At 60.1% G+C, this 16,829-nt stretch carries 17 protein-coding genes; 4 read left to right on the top strand and 13 right to left on the bottom strand.

Features of this window, described 5'->3' with window-relative positions; genetic code table 11:
- Window positions 1–25 precede the first annotated feature (25 nt).
- Window positions 26–508, top strand: coding sequence for an SH3 domain-containing protein (locus tag FBZ99_RS06470; RefSeq protein ID WP_233788675.1), 483 nt, complete (start codon window positions 26–28; stop codon window positions 506–508).
- A gap of 87 nt (window positions 509–595) precedes the next feature.
- Here the strand turns inward: FBZ99_RS06470 and glmM are convergent, their stop codons facing one another.
- From glmM to ybgC, 11 genes are all read right to left on the bottom strand, one after another.
- Window positions 596–1,948 (bottom strand): phosphoglucosamine mutase, encoded by a 1,353-nt coding sequence (gene glmM, locus FBZ99_RS06465; protein WP_145632022.1) that lies wholly within the window; start codon window positions 1,946–1,948, stop codon window positions 596–598.
- 372 nt (window positions 1,949–2,320) lie between these two features.
- Entirely contained in the window at window positions 2,321–4,264 is a 1,944-nt protein-coding gene (gene ftsH, locus FBZ99_RS06460) for an ATP-dependent zinc metalloprotease FtsH (protein ID WP_113330342.1), read from the bottom strand.
- Between the two features lie 116 nt (window positions 4,265–4,380).
- Window positions 4,381–5,706, bottom strand: a complete 1,326-nt coding sequence (gene tilS / locus FBZ99_RS06455) for a tRNA lysidine(34) synthetase TilS (RefSeq protein ID WP_145632019.1) — start codon at window positions 5,704–5,706, stop codon at window positions 4,381–4,383.
- A 5-nt stretch (window positions 5,707–5,711) separates the two neighbouring features.
- Window positions 5,712–6,719, bottom strand: a complete 1,008-nt coding sequence (gene ybgF / locus FBZ99_RS06450) for a tol-pal system protein YbgF (RefSeq protein ID WP_069611822.1) — start codon at window positions 6,717–6,719, stop codon at window positions 5,712–5,714.
- 161 nt (window positions 6,720–6,880) lie between these two features.
- On the bottom strand, window positions 6,881–7,414 hold the full coding sequence (gene pal / locus FBZ99_RS06445; protein WP_069611823.1) for a peptidoglycan-associated lipoprotein Pal: 534 nt from the start codon (window positions 7,412–7,414) through the stop codon (window positions 6,881–6,883).
- A gap of 153 nt (window positions 7,415–7,567) precedes the next feature.
- Window positions 7,568–8,872, bottom strand: a complete 1,305-nt coding sequence (gene tolB, locus FBZ99_RS06440; protein ID WP_069611824.1) for a Tol-Pal system beta propeller repeat protein TolB — start codon at window positions 8,870–8,872, stop codon at window positions 7,568–7,570.
- A 28-nt stretch (window positions 8,873–8,900) separates the two neighbouring features.
- Window positions 8,901–9,230, bottom strand: a complete 330-nt coding sequence (locus FBZ99_RS06435; protein WP_113330345.1) for a cell envelope integrity protein TolA — start codon at window positions 9,228–9,230, stop codon at window positions 8,901–8,903.
- Between the two features lie 86 nt (window positions 9,231–9,316).
- Window positions 9,317–10,540: a hypothetical protein gene (locus FBZ99_RS06430; RefSeq protein ID WP_113395227.1), complete on the bottom strand. Its 1,224-nt coding sequence runs from the start codon at window positions 10,538–10,540 to the stop codon at window positions 9,317–9,319.
- A gap of 9 nt (window positions 10,541–10,549) precedes the next feature.
- Window positions 10,550–11,008: a protein TolR gene (gene tolR / locus FBZ99_RS06425; protein ID WP_069611827.1), complete on the bottom strand. Its 459-nt coding sequence runs from the start codon at window positions 11,006–11,008 to the stop codon at window positions 10,550–10,552.
- 27 nt (window positions 11,009–11,035) lie between these two features.
- Complete coding sequence (gene tolQ / locus FBZ99_RS06420) at window positions 11,036–11,758, bottom strand: protein TolQ (protein ID WP_047629119.1); 723 nt, start codon at window positions 11,756–11,758, stop codon at window positions 11,036–11,038.
- A 416-nt stretch (window positions 11,759–12,174) separates the two neighbouring features.
- On the bottom strand, window positions 12,175–12,630 hold the full coding sequence (gene ybgC, locus FBZ99_RS06415; protein ID WP_069611881.1) for a tol-pal system-associated acyl-CoA thioesterase: 456 nt from the start codon (window positions 12,628–12,630) through the stop codon (window positions 12,175–12,177).
- A 135-nt stretch (window positions 12,631–12,765) separates the two neighbouring features.
- Here ybgC and FBZ99_RS06410 point away from each other — a divergent pair, with 135 nt between their 5' ends.
- Genes FBZ99_RS06410 through FBZ99_RS06400 form a run of 3 tightly spaced genes read left to right on the top strand, consistent with a single transcriptional unit; the run spans window position 12,766 to window position 15,799 of the window.
- Entirely contained in the window at window positions 12,766–13,986 is a 1,221-nt protein-coding gene (locus FBZ99_RS06410; RefSeq protein WP_145632017.1) for an NAD-dependent epimerase/dehydratase family protein, read from the top strand.
- Entirely contained in the window at window positions 13,986–14,849 is an 864-nt protein-coding gene (locus FBZ99_RS06405) for a glycosyltransferase (RefSeq protein WP_233788681.1), read from the top strand. The genes FBZ99_RS06410 and FBZ99_RS06405 overlap by 1 nt, the downstream gene beginning before the upstream one ends.
- Window positions 14,846–15,799 carry an NAD-dependent epimerase/dehydratase family protein gene (locus FBZ99_RS06400; RefSeq protein WP_145632015.1) on the top strand — a complete coding sequence of 318 codons (954 nt, stop codon included), beginning with the start codon at window positions 14,846–14,848 and terminating at the stop codon, window positions 15,797–15,799. Before FBZ99_RS06405 ends, FBZ99_RS06400 begins: the two co-directional genes overlap by 4 nt.
- Here FBZ99_RS06400 and FBZ99_RS06395 read toward each other — a convergent pair.
- Together FBZ99_RS06395 and FBZ99_RS06390 are read right to left on the bottom strand one after the other, a co-directional pair.
- The gene (locus FBZ99_RS06395; RefSeq protein ID WP_145632013.1) at window positions 15,744–16,307 is read right to left on the bottom strand and encodes a DinB family protein; all 564 of its coding nucleotides are present in this window, start codon (window positions 16,305–16,307) and stop codon (window positions 15,744–15,746) included. The genes FBZ99_RS06400 and FBZ99_RS06395 overlap by 56 nt on opposite strands.
- Window positions 16,308–16,319: 12 nt before the next feature.
- A complete protein-coding gene (locus FBZ99_RS06390; protein WP_173002430.1) occupies window positions 16,320–16,829 on the bottom strand; it encodes an NUDIX hydrolase in 510 nt (169 codons plus the stop codon).

Below are 16,829 nucleotides of genomic sequence, written 5' to 3'. Positions count from 1 at the left end.
GAGCTCCGTCACACTGGCAGGCACGATGCCGGTCAAGCCGGCGGCAGCCACGGCCACTGCTTGGAACAAAGGGCGCGAGACGGGCTTGCCGATCCCGCGCTACGTTTCGCTCCGAGCTCATAAGGCGCGCATGCGCGTCGGGCCTTCGACGATCTATGCCACGAAATGGATCTATATGAAGCCGGGTCTTCCCTTGGAAATCATCGACGAATATGGCCATTGGCGACAGGTGCGCGATGATACCGGAGTGACCGGCTGGATGCACAGCGCCCTGCTCTCCGGAACACGGACGGCCGTAGTCGCCCCGTGGCTGACGAAGAATGCCATGCTGCGCACCGATCCGAATCCCGCCGCCAAGGCAATCGCGGAGCTGCAGCCGCGCGTACTGGTCTCGCTGCAATCCTGCACTGGGACCTGGTGTCGTGTTTCGGTCCGGGAGCATTCCGCCAGAGGCTATGTCAGGCAGGACAAGCTTTGGGGCGCCTATCCCGGAGAAATGTTCCAGTAGGCTGACCATCATGCCGAAACTGAAAATACTATGGCCGCCTCGACGAGGCGGCCATAGTATTATTCCGGAATTACTTCTTTCGTTTGCTCAAGCGGCCGAACGCACATTCGAGATCACGTCGATCAGTCCGCCGACGATACGTTCGATCTGGCCGCGATCGTCGCCTTCCGCCATGACGCGGATCAGGGGCTCGGTGCCGGAAGGGCGGATCACCAGACGGCCGTTGCGGGAAAGCTCGCTTTCCGCATCGGCAATTGCCTGGCGCACCTGAATGTCCTCCAGTGGCTTGCCGCCGGAAATGCGGACATTGCGCAGCAGCTGCGGTACCGGTTCGAAACGGCGACAGACTTCACTGACCGGCTTGCCCGTGCGCTTCACCGCAGCAAGGATCTGCAGCGCAGCCACGAGGCCGTCGCCCGTCGTGCCATAGTCGGACAATACGATGTGGCCGGACTGCTCGCCGCCGACATTGTAATTGTGCTGGCGCATATGCTCGACGACATAGCGGTCGCCGACGGCCGTGCGCGCAAGCGACATGCCACGATCGTCCAGGAAGCGCTCGAGGCCGAGATTGGACATCACGGTTGCGACAATACCATTGCCGCGCAGCGTCTGGCTCTCGGCCCAGCTTTCGGCAATGACGGCCATCAGCTGGTCGCCGTCGATGATCGTGCCGGTCTCATCGACGATGATGACACGGTCGGCATCCCCATCGAGCGCGATACCGATATCGGCGCGGACTTCGTCCACCTTTTTCTGCAGGGCAACGGGGCTGGTGGAGCCGCAGTTCAGATTGATATTCGTGCCATTCGGCTCATTGCCGATGGTGACGACGTCGGCGCCGAGCTCCCAAAGAGCGGCCGGAGCGACCTTGTAGGCGGCGCCGTTGGCACAGTCGATGGCGATCCGCAGACCCTGCAGCGTCACATCGCGCGGCAGCGTGCGCTTGGCATGTTCGATATAACGGTCATGCACGCCATCGATACGCTTGGCGCGACCGATATTCTCCGACTTGGCAAGATGCTCCGACATGTCCTTGTCGAGCATCTCCTCGATTCTCATTTCCAGATCATCGGAGAGCTTGTAACCATCCGGCCCGAAAAGCTTGATGCCGTTATCCTCGTAGGGATTGTGCGAGGCAGAGATCATCACGCCGATATCGGCGCGCAGCGAGCGCGTCAGCATGGCGACAGCGGGTGTCGGGATAGGGCCGAGAACGAAGGCATCGACACCGGCCGCGGTAAATCCCGCCACCATGGCATTTTCCAGCATATAGCCGGAAAGGCGCGTATCCTTGCCGATAACGACGCGATGGCGATGGCTGCCTCGATGGAAGATCGTGCCGGCAGCGATACCTACGCGCATGGCAAGATCCGGCGTCATCGGATAGATATTGGATTGACCGCGAATTCCGTCAGTTCCGAAATAACGACGTTTCATATGCACTCCTGTCGTTGCCGCGTCCTCATCGGGACTGCAGCGGCATCGATATCGCCGCCCCAAAGCAAGCGACACTGCAAACATCGATGCTTGTGGCTCATGCCACAGATTGTAAAACTCGGCACTTAAATTACCGAGAACGCCTATTACAACGCGTTACCATTAATAAGCACTAAAAAACCGTACCAGGTCGAGACCGACAATAGTCCAATTCACAGCCTACTGCCTCCGCATTACTTTGCCCACCCGCCAGTTGCCACAAGGGCTGATCAACATCGGAAGCGTTACGCCTTTCTGCCCTCTCCGAAACAAAAGGCCAGTCACCTGAAACAGGTGGCTGGCCTCTCAACCGAGATTGAACGCCTCGCGCCTTTAGCGCGGCTGTGGTTCGAAACCGCCTTCGGGTTCATCGCCCTTGGCACCGACTGAACCGTCCTTCTTGGCGCCGGTCTTCGGGACGGCCGAACCACGGCTCGGCGGCGTATCGTCACCGAGGTCGCGCGCCGGCTTTTCGCCGCGGATCAGCGCCTTGATTTCCTCGCCCGTCAACGTCTCATATTCGAGCAGGCCTTCCGCCAGTGCGACGAACTCATCGTGCTTGGAGGTAAGGATATCCTTGGCCTGCTGATAGGCTTGGTCGATCAGACGGCGAACCTCGTTATCGATCTTCTGAGCCGTCGCTTCCGAAACGTTCTTGGATTGCGAAACGGAGTGGCCGAGGAAGACTTCCTGCTGGTTCTCGCCATAGGCGACCTGGCCGAGCTCGTCGGAGAAACCCCACTGCGTGACCATCGCACGGGCAAGCTTGGTCGCCTGCTCAATATCGGAGGATGCGCCGGAGGTGATGTTCTCCTTGCCGAAGGTCAGCTCCTCGGCAACGCGGCCGCCCATCATGATGCAGAGGCGCGACACCATCCACTTGTAGCTCATCGAGTAGCGGTCGCCCTCGGGGAGCTGCATGACCATGCCAAGCGCACGGCCGCGCGGAATGATCGTCGCCTTGTGCAGCGGATCTGCGACAGCGACATTGAGCGCCGTAATCGCGTGACCGGCTTCGTGATAGGCGGTGAGCTTCTTTTCCGCCTCGGTCATGGCCGAAGAGCGACGCTCGGCGCCCATCATAATCTTGTCCTTGGCGTCTTCGAATTCCTGCATCGTCACCAGTCGCTTGTTGCGGCGGGCGGCCATAAGAGCGGCTTCATTGACGAGGTTCATCAGATCCGCACCGGAGAAACCGGGCGTACCGCGGGCAAGCGTCTTGAGATCGACATTCGGAGCCAGCGGCACGTTGCGAGCGTGAACCTTGAGGATGCGCTCGCGGCCGACGATATCCGGGTTCGGCACCACAACCTGACGGTCGAAACGGCCCGGACGCAGCAGCGCGGGGTCGAGAACGTCGGGACGGTTGGTCGCGGCGATCAGGATGATGCCTTCATTGGCTTCGAAGCCGTCCATCTCGACCAGCAGCTGGTTGAGCGTCTGTTCGCGTTCGTCGTTGCCACCGCCGAGACCGGCACCACGATGACGGCCGACGGCATCGATTTCGTCAATGAAGATGATGCAAGGCGCATTCTTCTTGGCCTGCTCGAACATGTCACGGACACGGCTTGCACCGACGCCGACGAACATTTCGACGAAGTCGGAACCGGAAATGGTGAAGAACGGCACGTTGGCTTCGCCGGCGATGGCGCGCGCCAGAAGCGTCTTACCGGTACCGGGAGGTCCGACAAGCAGCACGCCGCGCGGAATACGACCGCCGAGGCGCTGGAACTTCTGCGGATCGCGCAGGAATTCGACGATTTCTTCCAGATCCTGCTTGGCTTCGTCGACGCCGGCGACGTCATCGAAGGTGACGCGGCCATGTGCCTCCGTCAGAAGCTTTGCCTTCGACTTGCCAAAGCCCATGGCGCCGCGCGAGCCGCCCTGCATCTGCCGCATGAAGAACAGCCAGACGCCGAGGATCAGGAGCATCGGCAGCAGCGTGCCGAGATAGCTCAGGAAGCTCGAGGAGCCATCCGATTCCGGACGGCCGACGATGTTGACGTTCTTGCTTTGCAGGCGTTCAAGCAGGCTGTCATCCACGACCGGAGCATAGGTCTGGAAAGGCGTTCCGTTTTCGACATAGCTGCCGACAACGCGGTTGCCCGTGACGGTCACGTCACGAACACGACCGGAATCCACTTCCCGGAGGAACTGCGAATACGGTATTTCCCTGGAGCCTGTTTGTGCCGGCGCGTTCTGAAACATGCTGAACAGGGCAATCAACAGCAGAGCTATGATTGCCCACAGAGCGAAATTACGAAAATTAGGGTTCATCGAACTCCCCAGCACTGAAACTTCCGCCGCTTGAGCGACGGCATTACTTGATCCCTAACATAGGGTTGCGCCAAGCCCTTGCCAAGGCAAACCGCATCGCCGCATGTTTTTTCCGTCTATAGGACCGAAAGCGGCAGCCGCATATAGGCTTCGCGGCCAAAGGCCGCAGAAAGGCGATTGGCGAATGTGAGGTCAAATCGTGTCAAAAAGCGGTCGAAGGGCGCAAGATAGGGCACAACCGTCACCGCTGCCGCCTTTGCCTCCCCTTCCGTCACCGCGAGCGGCATCGCCGCCCGGGCGCGCAGCACCACGCCCTTCGGCATAGTCGCCGGAAAAATAATCATATTTTCCGTGCCTGCTGCGACAATCCGAACCGGGGCGTTGCCCGAATTACTGATCTCGAAACGACCGTCCCAAATGCCTTTCTCGCCCGGCAACAGCCTCAGCGGCGCGATATTGCGGCTTTCCCGCATAAGATAGAGTCCATCGCGCCTGAGGTCGAAGACCACGCCGCCGGCCGTACGTCGACCGGGGCTGGCACTGTTCACAAATTCGAGAACGCGCTCCATTTGCACATGTCCAGGCGCATACGCCTTGCCGCCGAAGACGGCAGCAAGATAGGAAAGCGCATAAGCGACAGCTGCCCGATCCGCCGAAAGTCTGGCTCGATCGATGACACAAGACGCCTGTGCGTGAATTGTGACCCAATCATCGAGCCATGCAGCCGCTCTCTCGGAAAGAGCTGCGCGATCGGCGCCGATATCCACAGGCACACCAGCCATCGGCTCCGCTTGGAGATCTCTGCGCGTACGCACACGCTCGTATTTTATATCCTCATTGCTCGGGTCGTCGAACCAGGATAGGCCATGCCTCCCGAGAAAGGTCCTGATATCCGCCCGCCGACAGGCGAGAAACGGCCTGACGATCCAGATGCGCCGATCGAACAAGACCGCATCAGCAATGCCTGTGCCATGACCGCCCTGCCCGCGGCGCGCGCTGCGCATCGCCATCGTCTCGCGCTGATCATCAAGCGTATGGGCTGTTACGATCACATCGGCCGAAATATCGGAGGCCAGGTCTGCGAGCAATCCGTAGCGCGCTTCACGCGCAGCCGCCATGATGCCGGTCTCGGGCTTTTCCCCCTCCCAGCGGCGGACGAAATGCGGAATGCCGCGCGAAGCACAGAATGCCGCGACCTCGCGCGCCTCATCTGCTGCTGCGGCGCGCAGACCATGATCGATGGTCGCAGCGCTCAGAGTAATATCTTTGTGAGGATGAGATTTCAGCCGCTCGGCAAGGGCAATCAGAAGCCCGGTGGAATCACTGCCGCCGGAAACGGCGACCAGAACATGAGCAGGCTTCGAAAGAGAATGAAGAAATTCCGTCGCGGCGGCTTCGGGCATCAGGACTGTGGCACCGCTGGTCACAGCGTCAATGGGCATGGCAATCAGCAGGCAAGCCGCTTCTCTTCGCTGGCAACCTTGCCGGTCACAGCCTTGGAGGCCTTGGGATAACGCTTGGTCACTTCGCGAAGCGTGGCGCAGGCCGTGTCCTTGTTGTCGAGCGCCGCGAGCGACATGCCGAGCTTCAGCAGCATTTCGGGCGCCTTTTCGGAGGTGCTATATTTCTGATGCGCATTTAGAAAAGTCTTGGCGGCCTCGTTATACTTGCCTTGCGAATAAAGCGCTTCGCCGAGCCAGAAATTCGCATCCGCAGCCCGGGAGCTGCTCGGGTAGCTGTCGAGATACTGACGGAACTCCTGTTCGGCGACGCTATAGTCGCCGGACAGGACATGACCGTAGGCAGCCTTGTATTGGTCGTTCTCGCTGCCGAGCGAAGCCGTCTGCGAGCCGGAGCCCGCGCTTGGCGGCGCGCCCGAACCATTGTTGGCCCCCGTCATCGAGGAACCGATCTGATCGCCGCTCTGGTCGAACTGGATAGAGCCAAGCTGGCTCGGCGGCTTGCCACCGCCGGCGCCGCGCGGCGCGGCGCTGCCGTTCTGCGAATCGGTAATGACGCCGGCAATATCGTCCTGCTGGCCGCCGCTCTGCGCGGGCACGTCGGCCTCGCTCTTCTTCATCGTCCCACCGGCAGCCGGCGCAGCACCGCCGCCGCGCTTTTCAAGCTGCTGGAAGCGGAATTCATTGTCTTCCTGCGCCTTGCGGATCGTCTCCTGCATCTGCAACAGCTGATAGCTCATTTCCTCGACACGGCCATTCAGCTGGCGCATCTGGTCCTCAAGCTGCTGCAGGCGAACTTCGGCATCGCTGTTTTGAACGTTGATGACCGGCGCCTGGCCGTATTGTGCTTGTCTTTGGGAATTGCCGGAAGCCGATTGCGCGGAAGCCTCGCGGCCCCCGAGATGGATTCCGAACAACGACAAGGCAGAAGCATCGCGTTCGCTACCCACGACGGCAGCGAGACAAAGCATGCTCGCCACGACAAGTTTTTTCATATGGATCGTCCTGTCCTATTGATTCTTCGGGCCGGAGGGCTCGAACAGGAGATTTTTACAATTACTCTCAAAAAGCAACGGAGTTCGGCCAAAGTGTGGTCAAAAAAGTAAAGGCGGCCAGGAGGCCGCCTTTTGCATTTCGATCAGTCTTTCTTCGCCTATCAGGAGCCGGCGCCGTTGAGCACGGTGACAGCGCGGCGGTTCTGCGACCAGCAGGATTCGTTGTCGCAAGTAGCGACCGGGCGCTCCTTGCCGTAGGAAATCGTCTTCATGCGGTTCGCGGGAACACCGCGCGAAGCGAGGTAGTTTTTCGCAGCTGCTGCGCGACGTGCGCCAAGAGCAAGGTTGTACTCGCGCGTGCCGGTCTCGTCGGCATGACCTTCGACCGTGATGGAGTAGTTCGGATAACGGGCGAGCCACTGGGCCTGACGATCGAGCGTCTGGGCAGCTTCGGAGCTGATGGAGGAGCTATCAACAACGAAGAAAACGCGGTCGCCGACATTGACCGTGAAGTCCTGCGGCGAGCCCGGAGTAGCATTGCCGGCACCGTTCAGGCCAAGACCGTTGGCATCGTTCGGCAGACCCTTCTTGGAAGCGCAGCCAGCCAGAGAAAGGCCGACGAAAAGCGCGATCATGATCGGGTTGCGTGCGAGGTTTTGCATGTGGCCAACGGCCTGGGTTGCGGTACGGCTCATGGCCGGTCTCTCCTATAAGTCTCTATCAGGGTTGCCAGACTGTAACCGGGTTCGGTTAATCCGATTCCAACAAGTATGGTTAATGATGTCCTAAAATTGTCGCCAAACGGTCCAGTCACAGGACTTTGCGGCGATAAAGTGGCGAGCCCTTCATTACTCGAGAAGCGGCGACCATGCCGGGTCCGAAGCGAAGCCCGGCGTCGGGATCTTCTGTTCGTTATAACCGGTCAGGTCGATCGAATAAATTTGCGGCCCGCTTGCGCCGGACGGCGCGCGGAAGAACATGATGACGCGGCCGTTTGGCGCCCAGGTCGGTCCCTCGCTGTAGGAGCCGGAGGTCAGGATTCGCTCACCGGAACCGTCCGGCTTCATGACACCGATGGAAAAATTGCCGCCGGCACGCTTGGTGAAGGCGATGAGATCACCGCGCGGCGACCAAACCGGCGTGGAGTAGGAGCCGTTACCAAACGAGATGCGGCGCTGGTTGGAGCCATCGGCATTCATGACATAGATCTGCGGCTGTCCACCGCGGTCGCTTTCGAAGGCAACCTGCGTGCCATCGGGCGAATAGGACGGCGAGGTATCGATCGCGGCCGTCGAGGTCAGGCGTGTCGTGGTGCGCGAGCGCAGGTCCATCGTGTAGATATTGGCATTGCCTTCCTGCTGCAGACTCATGATCACGCGCTGCCCGTCCGGCGAGAAGCGCGGCGAAAAGGTCATGCCGGGGAAGTTGCCGACCAGTTCGCGCTGGCCCGTCTGCAGCTGCAGCAGATAGACGCGCGGCTGCTGGTTGGCGAAAGACATGTAGGTCACTTCCTGCCGGTTCGGCGAGAAGCGTGGCGTCAGCACGAGGTCACTGCCGTCGGTCAGCATGCGCACATTGGCGCCGTCCTGATCCATGATGCCGAGCTGCGTCTTGCGGGCCGTCTTCGGGCCGCTTTCGGCGACGAAAACGACGCGGGTATCGAAATAGCCCTTTTCGCCGGTGATCTTCTGATAGATCGCATCGGCGATGATATGCGCGACACGGCGCCAGTTATCCGGCTGGGCGAAAAACTGCTGGCCGATCATCTGGCTGTTGCCGAACGTATCCCAGAGGCGGAATTCGGCGCGAAGGCGGCCGCCTTCCTGCGTGACGCGGCCGGTCACGAGAGCCTGCGCGTTGATCGAGGTCCAGTCCTGGAAGCGCGGGGTCGAATCCGGATTGGTGATCTTCTCGATGAAGGCCTGCTTGTTGATCGGAGCGAACAGTCCGGAGCGCTGCAGGTCGGCGGCGATCACGCTCGAGATCTGCGGGCCGAGCGTATCATTCGACAGAAGGTCTGTGATAGCGATCGGCATGGGCTGGACGTTGCCCTTGTTGATGTTGAGCTCGACCACGGCATAGGCCGGAGTGGATGCCACAGCCATCAAGCCTGCTAGCACCAGCAGGAGACGAACGAGGGAGTTTCTGATCATATGTATCAAGCCTTTCAGCATTAATTCGTCAGAGAGCCGGTTCGAAGTTGAGGGTGACTTCTTTCCAGTCGTCATAGTGATCTGTTGGCAGATTCTTGAGCGGGGCAGCCCGGAGCACGGCTCGCATTGCGCTTGCCGCGATGGCTTGCTGTGTCGCCTTGGGACCGCCGGTTACGGTAACCTTTGGCGCGCCCACGATTTCTCCGCTTCGGCTGAGCTTGAGATGCACATGGACACGGACATGCTTCGCACCCTCCAGGCCGGGAGCGACGTTCCAGTTTCTCGCGACGGCGTAGCGGATACTGTCCCTGGTCGAATTTTCATGCGGCTGCGTAGGGCTTGCAGCCTGCACCGACATGGAACTAGCCAACATCATCCCCAAAGCCGCAAGCAAGCTCATGCCGAGACGGGGACAGTGGTTCGTCAAAAGCCGCACTCCCCGCATCACATCCCCAGATCCGCTGCGCTGAAGTTGACGACGACTTCCTGCCAATCCTCATATTTGTCCGCCGGAAGAATCGTCATGAACTCCGATTGCGCGCGAAGAACCGCGCGTACAGCGGCAGATTGCATGGCACCTTGTGTCGAAGCCGGTCCGCCATTCGTCGTGGCTTCCGGCTGACCGACGATCTGTCCGGATTTGTCGAGCTTGAAGTGCACCTTGATTCGCACGTCGCCAGCGCCTTCAAGGCCGGGTGGGAGGTTCCAGTATTTCTGGATCAGATCGCGCAAACCGTCCTGCTGGCTCTGGCTGAGCTTTCCGGCGCCAAGCGACTTCTTGCCGCCAAGCGAAGCGACCTGGGTATCGGCGCCTGCGGAAGCCTGCTGCGATGAGCGCTTCGCGCCGCCTTTCGACGAGGTGTTGTTGAGAAGATCGTTGATCTGATCGGCGAGACCATCGTCAAGGCCCTTGCTGGAGGCCTTTGGAGTCTGGCGCTTCTTGTCGGCGTCCTTCTTGCCGTCGTCTGCCGAGGTGGTCTTGCTTGTACTCTGCGTCGTTGTCTTGTCCGTCGGCTTGGCGTCGGCGACCTTCACGTCCGGCTTCGGCGTCGGCTTTACTTCCGGCTTCGGCTCGGCAGCCTTCGGCGGCGTCGGCTGCGGCTTCACATCCGGCACAGGGACGTTGTTTGGCAGCTGAATTTCAGCTTGCTCCGTCGGCTGCGGCGTCGGCGGGGTCGGCGTGGCGTCGGCCTTCGGGGTCGGCGGCGTGGGATCGGGCTTCGGCGTCGGCACTACATCCGGCTTCTGCTGCGGAATGGCGGCCACTTCCTTGGGCGCAGCCTCCGTTTCCTTCTGTTCGATCGTCTTGACGTCGTTCGGCTTCGGATCGTCCTGCGGAACGGGCGCATCCACCTTTTTCGGCGCCAGGGCCGCAGTCTCGCTCTCCGGCCTTTGCGTCGGCACGACCGGGTTCTTGATGTCGACTTTGTTCTCGCCGGTATTCTGGGCGTTGGCGACCTGATCCTGCTTGGTCGTCGGCTTGCGTGCGGCGTGATCCGTCACCGGCGCCTTCTTTTCGCCCTGCTGCAGCTGATCCGCCGTCACGATATCGACATCCATCGCCGTGCTTTCCGGCGTCTCAAGCGGCGCCGGCGCACTCAGCGTCACCATGGCGCCGATCAGCACCAGGATGTGAATGACAGCAGAGGTAGCAAGACTGCGCTTCATGTCGGTTCGTCAGTGGTCCGTTATCTGCTGCGTAACCAGGCCGATATTCTTGTAACCGGCTTCCTGGATGCGCGACATGACGTCGGCAATTACGCCGTAGGGCGCCTTGCCGTCGCCACGCACGAAAATGCGTTCGTTGTAGCCCGTGGTCGCGATCGCCTGCAGCTTGGCGGCGATTTCGGCGACGTCGATCTGCGTTTCCTGCAGGAACACCTGGCCATCTGCCTTGATCGAGATGGTGATGGGCTGGGTCTGGGCGTTCAGCGCGCCCGCCTGCGTTTGCGGCAGGTCGATCGGCACGCCCGACGTCATCATCGGCGCCGCCACCATGAAGATGATCAGCAGCACGAGCATGACGTCGACCAGCGGCGTCACGTTGATATCGGCGATCGGGCCGCCCCGGCCGCCGCCGCGACGACCGCCTCGGCGGCCACCGCCGCCACCCTTGCCTCCAACAGACATTGCCATGTGAATTACTCCGGTTCTGTCCGCTACTTACTGTGCTGCCTGACGCGGCTGCAGCTTCTCATCGATCTGACGCGAAAGAATGGCGGAGAATTCATCCGCAAAACCTTCCATGCGCCCCGAGAGCTTGCCGGCATCGGCCGAGAACTTGTTGTAGGCGATAACCGCGGGAATAGCCGCGACCAGACCGATGGCGGTCGCGAGCAGCGCTTCGGCGATACCCGGCGCAACGACCGCAAGGTTGGTCGACTTCGAACCGGCGATCGCCTGGAACGAGGTCATGATACCAACGACGGTGCCGAAGAGACCGATGAACGGGCCAGCCGAACCGATGGTGGCAAGCGAACCCAGGCGGGCGACCAGATGTTCCGATTCACGCGCGAGCGTCACGTCCATGGCGCGGTCGATACGCATCTGCAGGCCGATCGGCGAACGGGCGCCGCGCTCGAAGGATTTCTTCCATTCGCGCATGGCCGCGACGAAGATGGCGCTGAGGCCCGTATTGTTGCGCTCCGAAAGCGTGCGGTAGAGCTCTTCGAGCGACTGGCCAGACCAGAAGACCTGCTCGAAATGATCGAACTGCCTGCGTGCCCGCGCGTAGCTCAGATATTTGTCGATGACGATCGCCCAGGTCCATACGGACGCTGCCAGCAGGCCGATCATAACGAGCTTGACCACCAGGCCCGCCTGCATGAAGAGCGACCAGAGGGTGATGTCCGGTGTGGTGGCCGCTGCCAGTGCTACTTGTTCCATTGATCCAAAATCCCCGAATCCAAACGCCCGGCGCTAGACCGGGCGGCTAAAAGTGATCTCACAAGAATTGTTTGGCAGCCGCCGCTGAACGCCCTGGTCAAGCCTTCCAAGCTTACAACTGCCTTCTTGCCGTCAAATTTGGTCAAAGGAAGGCGTGCACCGCACAAACTCCGACATAACCAGTAAGACACTATTATGGTTAAAAGAATGTTAGCGTCGAAACATGAAGGATTTAACGGCGGCGAAGGTTATTCTAGCTCCAGGGAAGAACTGACCGGACGAAACCGGCGGCAAACGCAGACAAATCTTGCGCGGCGAATTCCTTCACATAAAACTCAAGTTATTGCAAGCTGCCAGTTGCCAATCACCGTCGGCCCTCGACGAGACCGTCGTCACCGATCGAGGAGAACTTGAGTTCAACCGGCACTTTCCGATGCGGTCAGCATCTGTGCCGCCAGCTTTTCCGGCAGCCGGCGCGGGCGCCCCTTGGCGTTGATGACAGCGATGATGACCTTGGCTGCTATCAGCAGCATATCGTCGCGCCGGATCTCCTGGGACAGTACCATCTTGGCGCCGCCAGCCTTTTCGGTGACGGTCCGGATCGTCAGCACGTCATCCATGCGCGCCGGCCCCTTGAAATCGATCTCCATGCGATGGACAACGAAAACCAGCCCCTCCTCGTCGGCATTCAGGAGTTCACGCTGTTCCACGCCGAGACAACGCAGATAGTCCGTGCGTCCCCGCTCGAGGAAATGAAGGTAGCGCGCGTGATAGACGAGCCCGGAAAAATCCGTATCCTCATAGTAGACTCGCTGCACCAGCCGGTGGCTTCCGGCTTCCAGTTCCCCAGCAATCAGAAAGGGGCTGTTCATCGTTGCCGCATCTCCTTGAATGTCCGGCACCTCTTTGGCCGAAGTTCTGCCATCAAGCAAGCTTTGAACAATTGTCATAAACTCCGACTATCCGGAATCGCACCGGCTAGCGGATCGGCATGGAAGGAAGATCCTATGAAAATTGCGGTTATGGGCGGTGACGGATTCATCGGTTGGCCAACCTCTCTTCACCTCTCCGACGCCGGTCATGAGATCCACATCCTCGATAATCTCTCTCGCCGATGGATCGATACCGAGCTGGGTGTCCAGTCGCTGACGCCGATGGATTCGATTCAGGAACGCACCCGCATATGGCACGCCGAAACTGGCCGCCGGATCCATTTCCACCTGATCGATTTGGCCAAGGACTATGAGCTCCTGAAGAAGTGGCTGGCCGAGCATCGCCCCGATGCCATCGTGCATTTCGCCGAGCAGCGCGCCGCCCCCTATTCGATGAAGAGCGACCGGCACAAGAACTACACGGTCAACAACAACGTCAACGCCACGCATAATCTCCTGAACGCGCTCGTCGAGCTCAACCTCGACTCGCATCTCGTGCATCTCGGCACGATGGGCGTCTATGGCTATTCGACGATCGGCGCCGCTATCCCCGAAGGCTATCTACCGGTCGGCATCGAGACGACCGATGGCCGCACCGTCAGCCAGGAGATCCTCTATCCGGCCAATCCTGGCTCCATCTACCATATGACGAAGTGCCTCGATCAGCTGCTCTTTCAGTTTTATGCCAAGAATGACGGGCTGAGGATTACCGATCTGCATCAGGGCATCGTCTGGGGGACCCATACGGAGCAGACGCGCCGTCACGAACAATTGATCAACCGTTTCGACTATGACGGCGACTATGGAACGGTGCTCAACCGCTTCCTCATCCAGGCGGCGATCGGCTATCCCTTGACCGTACACGGCACCGGCGGCCAGACCCGCGCCTTCATCCATATCCAGGACTCGGTGCGCTGCATCGAACTGGCGCTAAAGAACCCGCCGGCCCGCGGCGCCCGCGTCGAAATCTTCAACCAGATGACGGAAACGCATCGCGTGCGCGATCTCGCCGAGATGATCGCCAAGATGAGCGGCGCGGAAGTCGTGCGCCTGCCCAATCCGCGCAAGGAAGCTCCGGAGAACGAGCTGATCGTCAAGAACGACAAATTCCTCGATCTCGGCCTGGCGCCGATTACACTCGAGGCGGGTCTCCTCGGCGAAATCGTCGATGTCGCCAAGAAATATGCCTATCGCGTCGACCGCTCGCGCGTGCCGGCCATCTCCGCCTGGACCAAGGATCTCGCCGCGACGGTCAACCATGATCCCGAAGGCAAGAGGTTGAAATCCGTGTCATGATGCCGGGTAGCGAAATGCTGCAGGGATTGCGCCCGCAAACCCGGCCCCGCGCCGGCCAGGCGTTTGTGACACTGGTCACGAACGCCGACTACGCGATGGGTGCCGTTGCGCTGGCGCGCTCGATCGTCCACAGCGGCACCAAGGCCGATATCGTCGTGCTGCATACGGAAGGGGTTAGCGAAAACGACCTCGCCCCATTGGCAGCACTCGACTGCCGGCTGGTGGAAGTCGAGCATCTTCCCTTGTCGGATGCCTTCAACGAGCGGCATGCCCGCGGCAACCTGCACACCGCCGCCCCCTTTACCAAGGGTCGCAAGCCTTCCTTCCACACGCCGCTCGACAATTTCTGCAAACTGCGGCTCTGGCAGCTGATCGAATATGACACTTGTGTCTTCATCGATGCAGATGCTCTGGTGCTGCGCAATGTCGATAGGCTCTTCGACTATCCGGAATTTTCGGCAGCACCGAACGTCTACGAAAGCCTTGCGGATTTCCATCGGTTGAATTCCGGCGTCTTCGTCGCCAAGCCGTCGCTTGCGACCTTTCGGCACATGCTGGAACTGCTCGATCGCCCCGACGTCTTCTGGCGGCGCACGGACCAGACCTTTCTCGAGGCCTTCTTCCCGGATTGGCACGGACTGCCCATCTTCATGAACATGCTGCAATATGTCTGGTTCAGCATGCCTGAGCTCTGGAACTGGAACAGCGTCTCGATCCTGCACTATCAATATGAAAAGCCCTGGGAGGAAAACCATCCCAAGGCCGAGCAGCTGAGACCGCTGATCGAGCTGTGGCATAGCTTCCATACCGGCCGGAACCTGCCCGATATCGCTACACTTACAAATCCGCAGGCCGCGGCATGAAGGTCCTCATCTCGGGCGGAACAGGCCTCGTCGGCCGATACATCGCCGAAGAGCTGCTATCAGCCGGATACAAGGTTGCGATCGGCGGGCGCAATCCGCCTCCCTCGGGCCTCTTTTCGCAGCCTGTCTCTTTTGTCCCCTTAAGCCTTGATCCGACGGGAAATCAGAGCGGCGCTTTCGACGATGCCTATTTTTTTGTGCACGCCGCCTTTAGCCATGTAGCCGGTAAATATCGCGGTGGCGAAGGGGAAGATCCGGAAGGCTTTCGCCGGCTCAATCTCAATGGGACGGTTAAGTTGTTCGAGACGGCGCGGAAGGCCGGCATGCGTCGCTGCATCTTTCTCTCCTCCCGCGCCGTCTATGGAGACGGGATTTCCGGAGAGGAGCTGACCGAGGCGATCAAGCCGATGCCAAACACGCTCTACGGCGAGGTGAAGCGCGACGCCGAACACGCACTTTTTTCTCTGTCCGCACCCGGTTTCATAACCGCGAGCTTGAGGGCGACGGGCGTCTATGGTGACCTGCGGCCCAATAAATGGGATGACCTGTTCGACGATTATCTGGATGGCAAGCCGGTTCCTTTCCGGTCAGGAACCGAGGTTCACGGCCGCGACCTCGGTCGTGCGGTTCGTCTTCTGCTGGAAACAGAAGCCGGCCGCATGGACGGTGAGGCCTTCAACTTGTCGGATATTCTGACCGACACGCGCGAGATCCTTAGCCATCTCCAGACAGCAACCGGCTGTCCACACGCGCCGCCAGTTCCAGCGGAGCGCGGCGCAGTCAATGTCATGGATACGTCAAAAATCCAAGCCCTTGGCTGGCGAGGCGGCGGAAAGGCCCTGCTCAAGCAAACAATAGAGACACTGGCTAAATCGGCGCACCAAAAGGCCGGTATCAACGCATCAGCTTCGTTTCGTCCCAACCAAGCGCTGCCAATTCATCGCCCCTGAAGCGCGCATCGTCTGAAACGATGAACTCGTCGAGCTGCGGCGGCGCGACGCTGGTTCCGGCCAGCATGGCATGCACCTGACCGCGATGATGCGTCTGATGCTGGAACAGATGGTTCAGCACATCATCCGCCCTCTCGCGCTGGATGCGGCCGTCGCGTTGGATATCGATGATCCACATCGCAGTCTCCGGCGTCAGCGCCTCGCAGAACGCGACCAGCCTGCGATCGACATCGGCCTGTTCCTGGCTCAGCTCGTCCAGCCGATCATAGGGCTCCTCGATGTCAAAAGCTTTGAGGCCCAGAGTCCCGCCTTCCAGCGCATCGACATAGAACCAGTCCACCGTCAGAATATGATTGAGGGTTGCCTTGATCGACGGAAAGAAGCTCACGCGCTTGGCCTCAAATTCGCCGGGCCGCAGGGCCGCACAGGCACGATGCAGTCGGACATTCGCCAATGCGCTGTTATAGGCAAGCTTGCGAAAGCTGCGAACCGGATCGAAAGCGGACATAAAGCCTCCTCGTCAAGCCTTGTCGAGATCACCATCCCGCCAGACGAGATGGCGAGACATCAGCGGCAGGTTTTCGATTTCTTCGGCGATGAAATAGGGCGGGATATCGAGCGCCACCAGCGCTTCCCGCGTCGCTCGTACCCATTTGAACTCCAGCTCATCATCGCCATCCTGGATTCGATGCACGATCTTCGTGGGATCGAAGGGAAAATCCGCCGGAATCTCCATCAGGTAATAGAGGCCGAGCTCATGCCAATCCATCTCTTCGTAATGGAAGAAATTCTCGACCGACCAGAGCAGACGCCTGACCGTAACCTCGACGCCAAGCTCCTCAACCATTTCCCGCCGTAACGTCTCCTCCGAGGTCTCGCCGATCTCCGCCCGACCGCCCGGAAAGGTCCAAAACGTCTCATGCACGGCGCGATGCACCAGGACATGGCCGTCGCGAAATCCAAGCCCCGCGATGCGCATCTGGAAGCGCTGGGAACCGGCATTCAATCTGATGAGCTTGCGTTTCGACAT

This window comes from Rhizobium sp. ERR 1071, from assembly GCF_007828675.1.
Lineage (GTDB): Bacteria > Pseudomonadota > Alphaproteobacteria > Rhizobiales > Rhizobiaceae > Rhizobium > Rhizobium dioscoreae.
This window is presented reverse-complemented; position numbering and strand designations above follow the sequence as displayed.

Excerpts from the sequence above, each read along its gene's own strand:
- FBZ99_RS06470 (WP_233788675.1), top strand. The coding sequence starts at position 26 with ATGCCGGTCAAGCCGGCGGCAGCCACGGCCACTGCTTGGAACAAAGGG.
- glmM (WP_145632022.1), bottom strand. The coding sequence starts at position 1,948 with ATGAAACGTCGTTATTTCGGAACTGACGGAATTCGCGGTCAATCCAAT.
- ftsH (WP_113330342.1), bottom strand. The coding sequence starts at position 4,264 with ATGAACCCTAATTTTCGTAATTTCGCTCTGTGGGCAATCATAGCTCTG.
- tilS (WP_145632019.1), bottom strand. The coding sequence starts at position 5,706 with ATGCCCATTGACGCTGTGACCAGCGGTGCCACAGTCCTGATGCCCGAA.
- ybgF (WP_069611822.1), bottom strand. The coding sequence starts at position 6,719 with ATGAAAAAACTTGTCGTGGCGAGCATGCTTTGTCTCGCTGCCGTCGTG.
- pal (WP_069611823.1), bottom strand. The coding sequence starts at position 7,414 with ATGAGCCGTACCGCAACCCAGGCCGTTGGCCACATGCAAAACCTCGCA.
- tolB (WP_069611824.1), bottom strand. The coding sequence starts at position 8,872 with ATGATCAGAAACTCCCTCGTTCGTCTCCTGCTGGTGCTAGCAGGCTTG.
- FBZ99_RS06435 (WP_113330345.1), bottom strand. The coding sequence starts at position 9,230 with ATGTCGGTGCAGGCTGCAAGCCCTACGCAGCCGCATGAAAATTCGACC.
- FBZ99_RS06430 (WP_113395227.1), bottom strand. The coding sequence starts at position 10,540 with ATGAAGCGCAGTCTTGCTACCTCTGCTGTCATTCACATCCTGGTGCTG.
- tolR (WP_069611827.1), bottom strand. The coding sequence starts at position 11,008 with ATGGCAATGTCTGTTGGAGGCAAGGGTGGCGGCGGTGGCCGCCGAGGC.
- tolQ (WP_047629119.1), bottom strand. The coding sequence starts at position 11,758 with ATGGAACAAGTAGCACTGGCAGCGGCCACCACACCGGACATCACCCTC.
- ybgC (WP_069611881.1), bottom strand. The coding sequence starts at position 12,630 with ATGAACAGCCCCTTTCTGATTGCTGGGGAACTGGAAGCCGGAAGCCAC.
- FBZ99_RS06410 (WP_145632017.1), top strand. The coding sequence starts at position 12,766 with ATGAAAATTGCGGTTATGGGCGGTGACGGATTCATCGGTTGGCCAACC.
- FBZ99_RS06405 (WP_233788681.1), top strand. The coding sequence starts at position 13,986 with ATGCCGGGTAGCGAAATGCTGCAGGGATTGCGCCCGCAAACCCGGCCC.
- FBZ99_RS06400 (WP_145632015.1), top strand. The coding sequence starts at position 14,846 with ATGAAGGTCCTCATCTCGGGCGGAACAGGCCTCGTCGGCCGATACATC.
- FBZ99_RS06395 (WP_145632013.1), bottom strand. The coding sequence starts at position 16,307 with ATGTCCGCTTTCGATCCGGTTCGCAGCTTTCGCAAGCTTGCCTATAAC.
- FBZ99_RS06390 (WP_173002430.1), bottom strand. The coding sequence starts at position 16,829 with ATGTCGAAACGCAAGCTCATCAGATTGAATGCCGGTTCCCAGCGCTTC.